The organism is Kitasatospora sp. Root107 (assembly GCF_001424875.1).
In the GTDB taxonomy this organism is placed as follows: domain Bacteria; phylum Actinomycetota; class Actinomycetes; order Streptomycetales; family Streptomycetaceae; genus Kitasatospora.
Genome location: NZ_LMCT01000006.1, coordinates 21,469 through 35,493, shown reverse-complemented (window position 1 = coordinate 35,493; position 14,025 = coordinate 21,469). Strand labels below are relative to the sequence as shown.

Below are 14,025 nucleotides of genomic sequence, written 5' to 3'. Positions count from 1 at the left end.
CCGCACGCCCGTTCACCCCTGTCCGTCTTCTGCCGGAGGTTCACCCATGCCCCCCGCCCACCGCGCCGCCCCTCAAGGAGCGGACGCCGCTCAACTGACGCAACTGGGCTACGAGCCCCAACTTGTCCGCAGAATGGGACAATTCGGCAACTTCGCGATTTCCTTCTCCGTGATCAGCATCCTGTCCGGGTGCATGACGCTGTTCGGGTTCGGGCTGAACACCGGCGGCCCGGCCGTGATGCTCTGGGGCTGGGTGGCCGTCGGCGGCATGGTGCTGCTGGTCGGTATGGCGCTCGCCGAGGTCACCTCCGCTTACCCCACGTCCGGGGCGCTCTACTTCATGGCGCACCGGCTCGGCGGCCCGCGCTGGGGCTGGTTCACCGGCTGGCTGAACCTGCTCGGGCTGATCGGCGGGATCGCAGGAATCGACTACGGCGCCGCCTCGTTCGTGGGCGCGTTCCTGAGCCTGCAATGGGGGTTCGTGCCCACGCCGGGGTCGATCTTCCTGATCTTCCTGGCGATCCTGGTGCTGCACGCTGTGCTGAACCTGCGGGGCGTGCACGTGGTGAGCGTGCTGAACAGCATCTCGGTGTGGTGGCACCTGGGCGGCGTCGCGGTGATCGTCGCCGTGCTGACGTTGGTGCCGTCCCGCCACCAGGACGCGTCGTGGGTGTTCGGGCACTTCGTCAACAACACCGGGTGGACGAACCCGATCTACGTCAGCGCGCTCGGCCTGCTGCTCGCGCAGTACACCTTCTCTGGGTACGACGCCTCCGCGCACCTGTCGGAGGAGACGACGGGTGCGTCGGTGGCCGCGGCCCGCGGGATCGTCCGCTCGATCTGGGTGTCGTGGATCGCCGGGCTCGCGCTGCTTGCCGGTCTGCTCTTCGCGATTCAGGACTACGACGGCACGCTCGCCTCCACCACAGGGGTGCCGCCGGCGCAGATCTTCCTCGACGCCCTGGGCCCGGCAGGCGCGAAGGCGCTGCTGCTGGTGGTGATCGTCGCGCAGCTGTTCTGCGGCAACGCCGAGACGGCCGCCGCGAGCCGGATGGTGTTCGCGTTCAGCCGTGACGGTGCGCTGCCGGGCTCAAGGTTGTGGCGCAGCGTGTCTCGCAACGGCACGCCGGCGGCGGGGGTGTGGCTGTCGGTGGGTGCGGCGGCGGTGCTGGCGCTGCCCGCGCTGTACAGCACGGTGGCGTACGCGGCGGTCACGGCGGTGAACGTGCTGGGGATGACCCCGGCGTACGCGGTGCCCATCTATCTGCGGCTGCGCGCGGGCCGGCACTTCCGGCCGGGGCCGTGGAGTCTGGGGCGCTGGAGCACACCGGTCGGGGTGCTGGCGGTGGGGTGGGTGGCTGTGGTGACCGTGCTGTTCTGTCTGCCGCAGTCAGCTCCGGTGACCGCCGCCACGTTCAACTACGCGCCGATCGCGCTGCTGGCGGTGCTGGTGCTGGCGACCGTGTGGCGGTGGGCGGCCGGGCGCTCGTACAACCCGCCCGTGCAGCGCAGCGCGGAGCTGACCGAGCTGGAAGCGCAGGTCGTGTGATGCCGGGGGCGAAGGTGGGTGGCAAGCGCCGTCCGCAGGTCAAGGCCGACGTGGCTGAGGCAGGGCAGCTGGTGCCCTCGCCGCGCGGCGTGCTGGCCGGGCGGGTGGATGCCGGGGCGGTGGACACGGTGTGGCTGGCGGTGGTGGACGCCCAAGGCCGGTTGAAGGGCAAGGAGTTCGACGCCCGCTTCCTGCTGGAGAAGCTGGCGGCCGGGTCACTGTCGCCGGAGATGTGCGGCTACCTGTTCGACACCGACCTGGCGATGACCGCCTCCACGGGTGCGTCGCTCGCCTCGTGGGAGAGTGGCTTCGGGGACATCACGCTGCTTCCGGAGCTGTGTTCGGCGCGGGTGCTGCCGTGGCTGCCCGGCACCGCGGTGCTGCTTGCCCACCCGATCACCGACGGCGGCCTGCCGCTGCCGGTCGCGCCGACCACCGTGCTGGACGAGCAGCTCACCCGCCTCGCGGGCCTCGGGCTCACGGTGAAGGCGGGGCTGGAGACGGAGTTCGTCCTCTACGAGGGCACCCAAGCCGCCGCCTGCGACGTCGACTTCCTCGGCCTGCGCCCGCTCACCCGGGACAACCGCGACTACGCCCTCGACCAGAGCGGCCCGGTGAGCGCTTACACCCGTGAGCTGCGCCGGGTGCTGCGGGAGGCAGGGCTGGCGACGGAGGCGGTGAAGACCGAGGGCGCGCCGGGTCAGCTGGAGGTGACGTTCCCCTACGGTGAGCCGGTGCCCGCGTGCGAGGGTCACGTGCTGTTCAAGCACGCGGCGCGGGCGGTGGCGGATCAGCAGCAGTTGGCGGCCACGTTCATGGCGGCGCCGGTCACCGGGACGGGCAGCGGACTGCACCTGCACCTGTCGCTGTGGAACTACGACGGCCAGCCGGTGCTGGCCGCCGAAACTGGCAGCGACGATGCCGGTGGCGGCCGGGAGCTGTCCGAGGTGGGCGGGCAGGCGGTGGCGGGGCTGCTTAAGGTGCTGCCCGAGCTCGGGCCGCTGTGGGCGCCGTACGTCAACTCCTACAAGCGCCTGCGGTCGCACTCGTTCGCGCCGACCCGGATGGTGTGGGGCCGCGACAACCGGTCCTGCGCGGTGCGGGTGGTCGGCCACGGCCGCAGCCTGCACCTGGAGGTGCGCCTGCCCGGGGCCGACGCCAACCCCTACTTTGCCCTCGCCGCCGCGGTCGCCGCCATCCGGTACGGCATCGAGGCCGGCCTCAAGGCCCCCGAGCCGGTGAGCGGTGACGGCTACGCCGCGCACGAGGCCCCGGCGGTGCCGGCCGACCTCGCGCGGGCGATCGCCGCGATGGAGGAAAGCGCGCTGGCTGTCGAGCTGTTCGGCGCGGACGTGGTCGCCCACCTCACCCATCTGGCGCGCCGCGAGGTGCTCCACCACCAGGGGCAGGTCACCGACGCCGAGCGGCGCCGGGGCTTCGCCCAGTCCTAAGGCCGCCGGTCGGCGGCGGGAGACATCCCCCAGCGCCCCGCCGCCGACCGGCACTCAACTCCCCACCCTCACCCGCTCGTTCCCTGGAGCCCCATTGTGATCGGCCGCGCCCGCACCGCCCCCTTGGCCCTGCCCGTCCAGCTCGCCTCGCCGTACCTGGTGGACCTGGCCGCCCCGGGGATGAACGGACTCGCCCTGTACCTGGCCGCCGCCGGTGCCCGCGTGTCCGGCTCCGTCCCCGACCGCGCAGACCCGGACCTGGTTCGGGAGTTGGAGGGCGCGGGTGTTCGGGTGGTGGCCAGGCCGGTGCCGGAGAACGTGGGGGTGGGGCATTCGAGTGCGGTGTGGTCGGGTGCCGTCGCCGGGCCGCAGCCGGAGCTCGATCACGCGCGGCAGCTGGGGCTCCCGGTGCTTGGCCACGCCCAGGCGCTGGCGCTGGCTGTCGACGCGGGATGCTGCCCGCCGCCCTCGGGCACCTTGGCTCCGGCTGGATCCTGAACGCCGCGCCGAGCCGTCAGCTGGCCGGGCACGCCGGCGGCGGCGACCTGCTGGTCGCCGACCTTGGCCCCGATGCCACCACCCACGAAGCACCGCCCGGCTTCGCCCGCTGCACCTCGGCACTCGCGCTGGTGACAGCGGCCTGCGCCAACCCGCCGCACCACCGCGACCGCAACGCCGCCCTGGACGTACTCGAAGACCTGACCCGCGTCAGCAACACCGTCGTCCTCGCGATCGGCGACAGCGGCATGCGGCTGCTGGCCCAGCGCCTCACCGACCGGCCCGGCCCCAGGGTGGTCACCGCCGGCGAAGCCTACGACGCCGACATCCGGCTGATGCGGCACCTGTGGTCCGGCACCCACAGCCACATCACCGTCCGGGACTTCGACGGCGCCTTCCACACCATCACCACCACCATGCCCGGGCGCCACCACGCGCTCGCCACCACCGCCGCCTTCGCCGCAGCACTCGCCCTGGGCGCGAACCCCGCCGAGGTCGCTGGGGGCATCAGCGCCCACTTCCACGGCCTGGACGGCTACTTGACCACCGTCGGCACCCAGCGCCACACCACCGTGCTGGCCTCCCGCGCCCGCCACCCCGCAGAGATCGCCGCCGACCTCACCGCCGCCCGCCTGCTCACCGACGGAACCCTCACCGCCATCCTCGAACCCGACGGGCACACCCGCACCACCGGCCTGGCCCGGGAGCTGGGCGACGCCCTCGCCCTGGCCGACCGCGTCGTCCTGCTGCCCGTGAGCAGCCCGCTGTCCACCGTCGCGGTGGTGGACCCGCTGGTCGCGGTCGCCGATGCCACATCGGCCGCCGGCGTGCCGAGCGAGCAGATCATCGCCTGGCGGCCCGGACCCTGCGCGCCGTCGCTGGAGGCCACCTGCACCGGCGGTAGCGGGCCAGGCGATCTGATCGTGGTGATCGGCACCGGCACAACCGCCCGCGGCCTGGGCCCGCGCCTGCTGCACCACATCGCCGCCCCCACCACCCCCGTCCCCGCCGACCTGTGACACGTCCTCACCCTGGAGCACAATCATGCCCACCACTGCCACGATCACCGACGCTCCCCTCGCGCCGCCCGCCGACCTGACCGCCACCGATGTCCGCCTGCTGCGGCTGCTGGCCGGCGGCGCGGGCAACGCCCGGCTGTGCGCCGCCCTCGGCGAGAGCGAGTACCAGATCACCCAGCTGGTACACGGGCTGCTGGAACGCACCTGTGCCCGGGGCCGGATGCAGGCGGCAACGCTGTCCGTGGTGTGGGGAGTTGCCCAGGCCGAGCACGTGCACCCCGACGGGCGGCCGGTCATGCTCGCGCTGTCGCCCCGCCAGCTCACCCTGCTGCAGGGCTGGGTGGCAGGGCGCTCCAACGACGACCTCGCCGCCGAGTGTGGGGTCACCGCGAGCACGATCCGCGGCTACCGCCAGCCGCTGCTCGACAAACTCGCCACCTCCAGCAACGTCCAGGCCGGATGCCTGGGCGTGCTCTACGACCTGGTCACCCTCGACCACGTCCACCCCGCCCTGCCACCGCTCCCGCTCAGCCAGTGGACCGACCGGCCCCAGCTCCCCGCAGACAGCACCCGCCCGGCGTAGTCGGGCTGGTCGGGCCCACCGTTAGGCACTGCTGCCCAGGCCGGGCCCGGGCGGGCCAACTGCATGACCCATGGCGGCCGTTCCGGGTCAGGGCCGCACCCACCCACCTTTGACGAGACGGACCACATGACCACTTCCGTCGCCGCCCCGGCGACCAGCACCCGCGACCTCGACCGCCACCTGCGCCGCGCCCGCGGCCTCGTCGTCACCACCGCAGCCCTCACCACCCCCGGCCGATCCCCGGCGACCGAGGCGCACTCCGTGACCGAGCGCCTGGTGCTGCGCGCGCTGTCCGCCCGCATCGCCTGCGCCCTGATCGTGCCCACCGACGCCCACCCACTGCCCGACCTCACACGGTGGCCCGTCGTGGTGCGCGATCAGAGCACGCACGGCGTCAACGCCTTCCGCGCCGCTGCCACCCTCCTGTCCCTGCCCGAACGGGACTGCCTGGCCCTGTGCACCGATCCCCAGCTCCCGCTCGCCCAGGCGGGCGGCTGTCCCACCGTCGTCGCCACCAAGGACGGCGCGCTGCACGAACCCGGCCAGAGCGTGCCGCGGCTCACCGAGCGTGAGCGCCAGATCGTCGCCCACTTCGCCACCGGCCACACCGCAGCCAGCGCCGCCCACTCCATGGGCATCGCCGTCAGCACCATCGCCACCCTGGCCTCCCGCCTCCATCACCGCCTCGGCTTCAACGACCGCGGCCACACCCTCGCCCACTGCCTGGCCGGCGGCCTCGTCGACACCGCCCCACTGCGCGCCACACTGCCTGAGCAGCCACCCGTCCTGCCCGAGATCCAAGTCCGGCTGCTCACCCTCGCGACCGGACACAACCTGACCAAAGCCGCCTCACTGGCAGGGGTCCCCGTCAAGACCGTGAAGACCGTCCTGGCGGACGCGACCCGCAACCTCTCAGCCCACAACCGGGCCCACGCCATCGCCCTCGGCCTGCTGTACGAGATCGTCCCCGCCTCCGCCGCGCCGGCCCGCCGCCTCCGGGGCGCCGACGGCACCTGGGACGGTGAGCGGTGAGGTACATGGAGTACCCCGAGGAGCCGGACTTCACCGGGAGCGGGCCGTCCCTGTATCTCGCAGGGAGCGTGGACAGCTGGCCCAACTGGCAGTTCCCCGCGACCATCCTGCTCGCCCAGGCCGGCTTCGCCGGCACGGTCCTGAGCCCCCGGCCCGCCCTCAACCCCGCCGACCCCTACGGCGCGTGGCGCCCGTTCGGCTGGCACAGCCGCAACCTGCGCCGCTGCGACCTGGTGCTGTTCTTCCGGCCCGCCGGCCCCGTACAGGTCCTGGACACGTATACGGCCAACGCCGCCGACCCGACCCGACCAGGCGTCGTCGTGGGCTGCGACCAGCAGAGCCTGGCCGCCGACCGGATCCGCGCGGCCGCGCCCTGGCTCACCGTTCACACCGACCTGGCCGCAACCGTCGCCGCAGCCCTCGCCGAACTCCGCACCCGCCCCGGACCCCGCGCTGCCGTGCCGTCCTGAAGCGCTTTCGCCCGTCGTCTCCGCGCCCTGTCCGACCACCCGTCAGGAACCGCCCCTATGGCCACCGCCTCCGCCCTCCTGGAAGACCACGCCCTGATCGGCAACACCCGATCCGCCGCGCTCGTGCGCACCGACGGCACCGTCTCCTGGCTGTGCCTGCCCGACTTTGACTCCGCCGCCCCGCTCGCCGCCCTGGTGGGCCGAGGTACCCACGGGTTCTGGAGCGTGGCACCGGCCGCGTACACCGGCCGCGCCGCCACCCGGCGCGCCTACGTCGGCAACTCCCTTGTACTGCAACAGGAATGGCACACTCCCAGCGGTTCGGTGCGGGTCACCGACTTCATGCCGACCACCCAGGGTCCGGACGGGCAGCCGGTGCCTCGGCTGGTGCGCATCGTCGAAGGTCTGAGGGGCCGGGTCGCCATGGCCTCGCGGATTCGGATCCGCCCGGGCTACGGTGCGACCACCCCGCTGCTGCGCCGCCACTTCCAGCAGGGCGTTGACCGGCTGTCCGCTGTCGCAGGCGCGGACGCCCTGTGGCTGGACGGCCCCGCCCACACCGCGACCCGCCGCCCGACCAACCGCTCCCAGCGCGCGGACTTCACCGCCAGCCCGGGCAGCCGGACCGCGTTCACGCTGACCTGGAACCCCTCCCACCTCCCGGCCCCCGAACTCGCCAATGCCGAGATGGAGTTGGAGGAGACGCTGTACTTCTGGGAGCGCTTCGCGCAGCGGTCCATCGCCACAGGGGTCCACCAGGGCGCGGTGCTGCGCTCGCTGGCGGTCCTCAAGGCGCTCACCTTCTCGCCCACCGGGGCCGTGGTGGCGGCGCCCACCACCTCGCTGCCGGAGGAAATCGGCGGTGGCAGGAACTGGGACTACCGCTTCTGCTGGCTGCGGGACTCCGCGCTCACCATCACCACCCTGGTGCGCGCCGGCCACACCGAGGAAGCCCGCGCCTGGCGCGAGTGGCTGCTGCGGGCCCTGGCCGGTGATCCCGGTGACCTGCAGATCATGTATGGCATCCGCGGTGAACGAGACCTGGACGAGCGCGAGTTGTCGCACCTGCCCGGCTACGAGAACTCCCGGCCGGTGCGGATCGGCAACGGCGCCGCCGCCCAGGTGCAGCTCGATGTGTTCGGGGAGGTCGCCATCGCGCTGGCCGCCGCCGAGGACGCCGGGCTGGAGGCGGACGAGCAGGTCGACCAACTGCTGCTGAACCTGGTGCGCACCCTGGCCGGGCGCTGGCGCGAGCCGGACGCCGGGATCTGGGAGATCCGCGGCCCCAAGCGGCACTTCACCCACTCCAAGGTGATGGCCTGGGCCGCAGCCGACCGCATCCTGGCCATGCTCACCCGCCGCCCCGACACCCCGCAGGTGGTGCTGCGGGAGCTGGCCGAGCTGCGTGACGCCATCCACCACGACGTCCTGGACAACGGCTTCGACGAGGAGCTGGGAACGTTCACCCAGTACTACGGCGGCCAGGAGCTGGACGCCTCACTGCTGCTGATCCCGGCGGTCGGGTTCCTGCCCGCCGACGACAAGCGGGTCATCGCCACCATCGAGGCCATCCAGCGCGAGCTGGCAACCGACGACGCTCTCGTGCTGCGCTACCGCACCTTCGACGACCCGGGCGGCGACGTCGACGGGCTGACGGGGCACGAAGGTGCCTTCCTGGCCTGCTCGTTCTGGCTCGTGGACGCCCTCGCGCTGATCGGCCGCACCGACGAGGCCCACCAATTGCTGGAGCGCCTGCTGGCCATCGGCAACGAACTCGGCCTGTTCGCCGAGGAATGGGACCCCGTCGCCCGGCGCCAGCTCGGCAACTACCCGCAAGGGTTCACCCACCTCGCGCTCGCCGACACCTGCCGCACCCTCACTACCACCGCCCACGCCGCCGCTCTGCCCGGGCCGCGTACCGCCCCCGCTCCCGTGCCGGTGAGCGCATGAGCCAGGAGGCGGCCGGCAACCGGACCGACGGCAGCCCTCACCCACACCACGCCACCGCGGTGGCGGACCGGATCCGCCGCCCGCCCCAGAACGCTGAGCAGATCACCGCCGTCTGTGGCCGACCCCCGTAAGCCCTCACCCCGGCCACCGACCTCGTGCTCGCCCCTGACCGGCCGCTCGCCGGCAAGTGCCACAGATCCAACCCTCTGCGCCCGACCGGCATACCCGGCGCGGCCCGACGATACGGAGCTCACCGCCGTGACCAACGCCGCCGACACCAGTTACCGCAGCCTCTCCCCGGCCACCGCCGGCGTCTACCGGGGCCTGTCCCAGATCCCCGCCCCCGACGTCGACACCCGCTCGGTGGCCGCAGCTCTGCGGCTGACCACCTCAGCCGCCGCCGCACACCTGACCGTGCTGCGGGAGCGCTCGCTCGTCGAGTTCACCGGCCGATCGCCGGAGCGCGGCGACACCTTCCGCATGGACACCGATGTCCGCGTCCACGCCAGCCGCCTCGCCGCCGACGTCGACAGTAAGGCGGCGAACATCGCCGTCCAACGCGCCTACCTGGACTGGCTGCTGTACACCGTCAGCGGCATCGAGCGTCTGCTGACCCCACACCACCTGCCGATGGCACGCACCTACACCTACCGGCCCGACGAGCCGCTGTACTTCACCGACGAGTACGCCGCGCTCGGCTGGTTGGAGGCCCAACTACCCGCCATCACCCCCGCGTTGGACGCCGCCCCGCACGCCGGTCCGACCGCGACCATCTATCAGCTCGTCCATGCCCTGTGGCCGGCCTGGCACCGGCTGCGGCCCGCCGAGCTGTGGCTCTCCTGCGCCGAGACCGGCTATGCCGCCGCCCGGTTCGACGGCAACCACGACGCCGAAGCCAAAATGGCCTCCCTCACGGCGGGTGCGCTGCAGAACGTCGGCCGATACGACGAGGCCGCCGAGATGGCCCTCCGGGCGCTGGCCATCGCGGTCCTGATGGGCAACGCGCGGGGGCAGGCCCAGTACACGAGCGGCATCGGCGCGGCCCTTCACGCCGCAGGCCGCTACGACGAGGCAGAGCCGCACCTGCGGGAGGCAGCCGAGCGCTTCGACGCTCTCGGCCTGCGCCGGGCGGCCGCGGTTCGCCGGATCCTGCTCGGTTCCATCGCCGCCGAGCAAGGCAGTCTGCCCGACGCCGTGGCCCTGCTCACCCGGGCCCACCAGGAACTGGAGGAGGAGAAGGACCACCTCGACGCCGCCCGCGCGCTCGCCTACCTCGCCGACGCCCACTCCCGAGCCGGGGAACACGATCTCGCCGAGCGCCTGCTCATCCAGGCCCGCGCCGAGTTCGCCGCCACGGGTGCCCGGCACTGGCAGGCCCGGTCCTGCGAAATGCTCGGCCGGGCCGCCGAACGCGCCGGCAATGTGACCCGGGCCTTCGAGCACTACCTGTCGGCCCAGCAGAGCTACGAGTGCCTCGCCAGCTACGCCGACTCCAACCGCCTCCTGGTCCGGCTGGTCGAACTGGAGGATCGGTGACCGGCGCCCCAGGACAGCGGCCCTCAGCAGCCGGCAGTCCCGGAGGCGGCACCGGCCCGGCCCTGAGTTCTCGGCCGGCTGACCGCAGCATGGCGTCCGCCCAGGCCGCGCCGCAGCTTGCCCGGCCTGACGGCACAGCCGGACCCGACCGTTGTCAGAGCCCTCTGGAACAATGCCCGGGATGACCTCCAACTCGGTTGCGAGTAAGGGCAGTTGGGTGATTCACCGGATCGTGTGGCATCCACGGCGACATGCCCGGGCAGCTCAGTTCGGCCGCCTACGGTGGTGCCACCGACGGAGGGCACGGGGTCCGGCCGCCTGCCGGTGGCCGACGGTCGGCCCGTCCTGCTCCGTCCGGAAGTTGTGCCAGTTCACTGCCTGCGCGAGGAGATGTTCCGTGTCGTACGAGTCGGTCGTCGGGGTGCACTTGGTCCTGGTCGAGAACGGCCGGGTGCTGCTCGGGCAGCGCGCCAACACCGCCTTCGCCGAAGGCCACTGGCACGCCCGGCTGGTCGCCTCGAAGAGGGTGAGTCGCTCTTGTGCTCGATGTCGGCCCAGCGGCACGCATCGGATGATCGCGGCGCCGTCCGTGGCCGCAGTCGACCAGCGTAGGGACTCACGCCGATATCGAACGGGAGTGCCACCTTCGGGTGACTATTCCCTGCCTGCCTGCCTGCCTGCCTGCCTGCCTGCCGTCCGACTCGCCGATGCGTGCTGCCAGCATCGACGGTACGGGCAGCCTCGATCATGAACGACCGTGAATTCAGCAGCACTTGTGGTTCGCCACGCCCGCTGGCAGCCATGCCGATCCCCGCCACCCTGGTCCCGAAGGAGCCCCGCTTGCCGCCGTCCACCGACGCCATCGCCGCCGTCACTCGCGCCTACCTGGACCACCACCCCGCCGAGCGCGCCAAACTCGAACCGTTGCTTGCCATGCTGGCCACCACGCCGGAGCCGACCAGCCGCAAGACCGTGCCCGCGCACGTCACGTGCAGCGCCGTCGTCATCAACCGCGACCGGCAGGTCCTGCACATCCACCACAGGGCCACCGGGCTGACGCTCTGCCCCGGCGGCCACGGCGAGGAAGCCGACACCAGCCTGCTGACCACCGCGCTGCGGGAAGTCGCCGAGGAGGCCGGCATTCCGCCCGGCGCGCTGTGCTTGATCCCGCAGTTCCTCGACCGGCCCGTCGACATCGACGTGAACGACATCGACCCGAACCCCAACAAGGGCGAAGGCGCCCACCAGCACTACGACTTCCGGTTCGCCTTTTACCTCGCCGACCCGGCGACACCCGACACCGCGCTCCAGGCGGAGGAGGTCACCGGCTGCGAGTGGCGCCCCGTCGAGCAGGTCTCCTCCCCGTCGCTGCGCGCCAAGCTGCACACCGCGGACCTGGACGGGCAGCCGGAACCGGTGAACGCCTCGGTGCTGATCCACGACGGCGCCGGCCGCTACCTCCTGCACCTGCGCGACGACTTCGACCACATCTGGGCCCCGGGCGAGTTCAGCCTGCTCGGAGGCGGCGCGGAACCCGGCGACGGCAGCCTGGAAGAGACGCTTCGCCGTGAACTCTCCGAGGAGACCCCGGGGTTGCGCCTCGGTGAGGTGGAGCGGCTGACCGTCGAGTGGACGACCGGCGTGGACGGCCTGGCCGTGCCGATCCAGATCTTCACCGCCCAGTGGCAGGGCGACCCGCAGGCGGCCGACCTCCGCGAGGGTGTCCTGCTGCACTGGTTCCGCCCCGAGGACCTGCACCGGCTGCGGCTGCGCGACTCCACCCGCCGGCTCATCCACGACCACCACACCGCCCAGGTCGGCCGCGCGCGGCCGAGCAGGGTGGAACCCGCCGGGGCCGGGCTGCGCCGCACCGTGCCACCGGACGCCCCAGAACGCTCCGACGCGGCCGGAGTCGGCTTGATCGACGGCTGGACCACGCTGTCGTCGGCCGTCGAGTTCACGGGCGTGCGGGTGGTGGTGCGCCGCGACTCGGTGCGGCGCTCCGACCAGAGCCTGGGGACGTACGAGTACACCGAGTCCGTCGACGGGGTGCGTGTCGTGGCTCTCGATGACCGGGGCCGGATCGCTCTGGTGGAGGAGAACGTCTACGTCTGCGGTCAGCGGCTGCTGATGTGCCCCGGTGGCGGATGCGAGCGTACCCGCGAGCACCTGTACCTCGCCCGGGGCCTGACGGTTGGCGAGCACCACCGGGACGCGAGCGAGGCCGACATGGCCCTGCGCTGGGTGCCTCTGGAGGAGGCGGTGGCGATGTGCGGGGACGGCCGGATCACCGAGGCCGGGACCCTCGCGGCCGTCCTGCTGGCCGCCCGCCGCACCTGGTCGGGCGCGCCCGCCGCCGGTACCGACGAAGCGACCAACCGAGAAACGGAGAGCAGCTGATGCACGAGACGAGCAGCTTGTCGGTCAGCGACATCGTCCACGATCCGGCCACCGACCGTTTCGCCACCCTTCCCTACATCGAGCGCAGTTGGAACTCCGGTCCCGCGTCGGCGAGGACCAGCGGCGGCGGCGCCATGACCGTTCACGGGGTCGAGGCGTGAGGCGCCCGGCCGATACGGCACTCACCGGCCTGCCGCCGGCCCGGCGTTGGTGGGACGGCCTTGCCGTGGAGCAGGCTCGACGAGCCTTCGTGGAGGACCTGGGCGGGCAGCCCGGTGTCCGTGATCACAGGGTCGTTGCCGCTCTCGGGGCGGTGGAACGGCACCGGCTGATCGAAGCGGCGTTCACCCCCGTTGGTGAGCTTCGGCCTGCCACCTCGTGGCGGGCGGTACGGGGTGAGCACGACCCGGCCTCTTTGCTGTCGGCGGTGTACTCGATGGATCAGGTCGTCGTCCAACTCGATGGTCTGCCCGCAGTGGCTGCCCAACGCGGCATCGTTCACCGTGGCCGGCCGTCCGCACAGAGCTCTGGGGCGGGTCTGCTGGCCGTGACGTTGCAGGACCTGCGTCTGGAGGATGGGCACCGCTTCGTCGAGGTCGGCGCGTGCACCGGCATCCTGTGCGCGGCCGCCGCGCTGATCACCCGCCGGCAGGTCACCGGCGTCGAGATCGACCCTGGCGTGGCCAGGGAAGCGGCAGTGCGCACGGCCCAGGCCGGGATCGGGGTGCGGATGGTCGCCCGTGACGGGCTGCGGGGGCTTCCTGACGGGCCGTGGGATCGGGTCGCCGGCTCCTTCGCCGTCCCAGCCATCCCCCAGGCGTGGTTGCTCCGGCTCGCGGTGGGCGGGGTGCTGACCTGCACGATCTCCACCGGCGCGCCCGGCTGGCACGCCACCGCCGTCATAGAACGCAGCCCCGACGGCACGCTCGGCGGGCGGCTGCGCGCCGACACCTGGGGGCACGTCCTGGCACGCGGCGTCCCGTGGCTGCCCGTACCCGAGCGGCCCACCGTTGCGGCCAGGGTGAGGAGTTCGGTGCTGGTGCCGCCGGACTTCCGCGTTCGCGGGTTCTGGGTCGTCCTCGCGCATCTGCTGCCGGGGGTGCGCCGTCACTGGCCCACCGATCCGGACCCGGATTCGACGGTGGTGTTGGTCGGTGAGGACGGTTCCCGGGCCCACATCGCCCCGGACGGTTCCCGCGCGGAGGTGTGGGGGCCGCGTGACCTGTGGGCCGAGGTCGAGCAGGTCCACACCCGCTGGTCGGCGGCCGGATCCCCGACAGAGTTCGACCTGCACTTTAGGGACGAGCGCCAAGTGGTGGACGGCGGGACGGGTCTGACCTGGCAGCTACCCGGCCGGGACGGGGGTCGGAGCGTGTGCTGACTGGGACTGACGGCCGCTTCGGCACCTGGCGCGACCGAGCGGCGGGTCCTCGACCAGGGGTGCGGCACCGGCTCGCCGGCCGCCCACCTCGCATTGTGCAGGCGGCGATGTGCGGTGACGGCCGGATCGTCGCGGCCGGCACCCTCGCGGCCGTCC

12 protein-coding genes are annotated in these 14,025 nt (G+C 72.7%); all 12 read left to right on the top strand.

Going from position 1 to position 14,025, the window contains the following annotated elements; genetic code table 11:
* Nucleotides 1–46: 46 nt before the first annotated feature.
* Nucleotides 47–1,549, top strand: coding sequence for an amino acid permease (locus ASC99_RS07245; RefSeq protein ID WP_057229576.1), 1,503 nt, complete (start codon nt 47–49; stop codon nt 1,547–1,549).
* The gene (locus ASC99_RS07240) at nt 1,549–3,000 is read left to right on the top strand and encodes a glutamine synthetase family protein (RefSeq protein WP_057229574.1); all 1,452 of its coding nucleotides are present in this window, start codon (nt 1,549–1,551) and stop codon (nt 2,998–3,000) included. Before ASC99_RS07245 ends, ASC99_RS07240 begins: the two co-directional genes overlap by 1 nt.
* Before the next feature lie 96 nt (nt 3,001–3,096).
* On the top strand, nt 3,097–3,498 hold the full coding sequence (locus ASC99_RS07235) for a Mur ligase domain-containing protein (protein WP_057229572.1): 402 nt from the start codon (nt 3,097–3,099) through the stop codon (nt 3,496–3,498).
* On the top strand, nt 3,453–4,517 hold the full coding sequence (locus ASC99_RS07230; protein WP_057229570.1) for a hypothetical protein: 1,065 nt from the start codon (nt 3,453–3,455) through the stop codon (nt 4,515–4,517). Before ASC99_RS07235 ends, ASC99_RS07230 begins: the two co-directional genes overlap by 46 nt.
* Before the next feature lie 25 nt (nt 4,518–4,542).
* Nucleotides 4,543–5,100 carry a LuxR C-terminal-related transcriptional regulator gene (locus ASC99_RS07225; protein WP_057229568.1) on the top strand — a complete coding sequence of 186 codons (558 nt, stop codon included), beginning with the start codon at nt 4,543–4,545 and terminating at the stop codon, nt 5,098–5,100.
* Between the two features lie 126 nt (nt 5,101–5,226).
* Nucleotides 5,227–6,132, top strand: coding sequence for a helix-turn-helix transcriptional regulator (locus ASC99_RS07220; protein ID WP_057229566.1), 906 nt, complete (start codon nt 5,227–5,229; stop codon nt 6,130–6,132).
* A gap of 5 nt (nt 6,133–6,137) precedes the next feature.
* Nucleotides 6,138–6,602 (top strand): hypothetical protein, encoded by a 465-nt coding sequence (locus ASC99_RS07215; protein ID WP_057229564.1) that lies wholly within the window; start codon nt 6,138–6,140, stop codon nt 6,600–6,602.
* A 57-nt stretch (nt 6,603–6,659) separates the two neighbouring features.
* Nucleotides 6,660–8,552: a glycoside hydrolase family 15 protein gene (locus ASC99_RS07210; RefSeq protein WP_057229562.1), complete on the top strand. Its 1,893-nt coding sequence runs from the start codon at nt 6,660–6,662 to the stop codon at nt 8,550–8,552.
* Nucleotides 8,553–8,810: 258 nt separating this feature from the next.
* Nucleotides 8,811–10,088, top strand: a complete 1,278-nt coding sequence (locus tag ASC99_RS07205) for a tetratricopeptide repeat protein (protein ID WP_057229560.1) — start codon at nt 8,811–8,813, stop codon at nt 10,086–10,088.
* Nucleotides 10,089–10,889: 801 nt separating this feature from the next.
* Nucleotides 10,890–12,488: an NUDIX domain-containing protein gene (locus ASC99_RS40125; RefSeq protein ID WP_057229556.1), complete on the top strand. Its 1,599-nt coding sequence runs from the start codon at nt 10,890–10,892 to the stop codon at nt 12,486–12,488.
* Complete coding sequence (locus ASC99_RS38305; RefSeq protein WP_157531409.1) at nt 12,488–12,649, top strand: hypothetical protein; 162 nt, start codon at nt 12,488–12,490, stop codon at nt 12,647–12,649. Before ASC99_RS40125 ends, ASC99_RS38305 begins: the two co-directional genes overlap by 1 nt.
* A 275-nt stretch (nt 12,650–12,924) precedes the next feature.
* Nucleotides 12,925–13,869 carry a protein-L-isoaspartate O-methyltransferase gene (locus ASC99_RS07190; protein WP_157531408.1) on the top strand — a complete coding sequence of 315 codons (945 nt, stop codon included), beginning with the start codon at nt 12,925–12,927 and terminating at the stop codon, nt 13,867–13,869.
* Nucleotides 13,870–14,025: the final 156 nt, after the last annotated feature.

Bases quoted from the DNA above. Each gene is read 5' to 3' on its own strand.
- ASC99_RS07225 (WP_057229568.1), top strand. From the start codon at position 4,543: ATGCCCACCACTGCCACGATCACCGACGCTCCCCTCGCGCCGCCCGCC.
- ASC99_RS07190 (WP_157531408.1), top strand. From the start codon at position 12,925: ATGGATCAGGTCGTCGTCCAACTCGATGGTCTGCCCGCAGTGGCTGCC.
- ASC99_RS07210 (WP_057229562.1), top strand. From the start codon at position 6,660: ATGGCCACCGCCTCCGCCCTCCTGGAAGACCACGCCCTGATCGGCAAC.
- ASC99_RS40125 (WP_057229556.1), top strand. From the start codon at position 10,890: ATGCCGATCCCCGCCACCCTGGTCCCGAAGGAGCCCCGCTTGCCGCCG.
- ASC99_RS07215 (WP_057229564.1), top strand. From the start codon at position 6,138: ATGGAGTACCCCGAGGAGCCGGACTTCACCGGGAGCGGGCCGTCCCTG.
- ASC99_RS07230 (WP_057229570.1), top strand. From the start codon at position 3,453: ATGCTGCCCGCCGCCCTCGGGCACCTTGGCTCCGGCTGGATCCTGAAC.
- ASC99_RS07245 (WP_057229576.1), top strand. From the start codon at position 47: ATGCCCCCCGCCCACCGCGCCGCCCCTCAAGGAGCGGACGCCGCTCAA.
- ASC99_RS07220 (WP_057229566.1), top strand. From the start codon at position 5,227: ATGACCACTTCCGTCGCCGCCCCGGCGACCAGCACCCGCGACCTCGAC.
- ASC99_RS38305 (WP_157531409.1), top strand. From the start codon at position 12,488: ATGCACGAGACGAGCAGCTTGTCGGTCAGCGACATCGTCCACGATCCG.
- ASC99_RS07240 (WP_057229574.1), top strand. From the start codon at position 1,549: ATGCCGGGGGCGAAGGTGGGTGGCAAGCGCCGTCCGCAGGTCAAGGCC.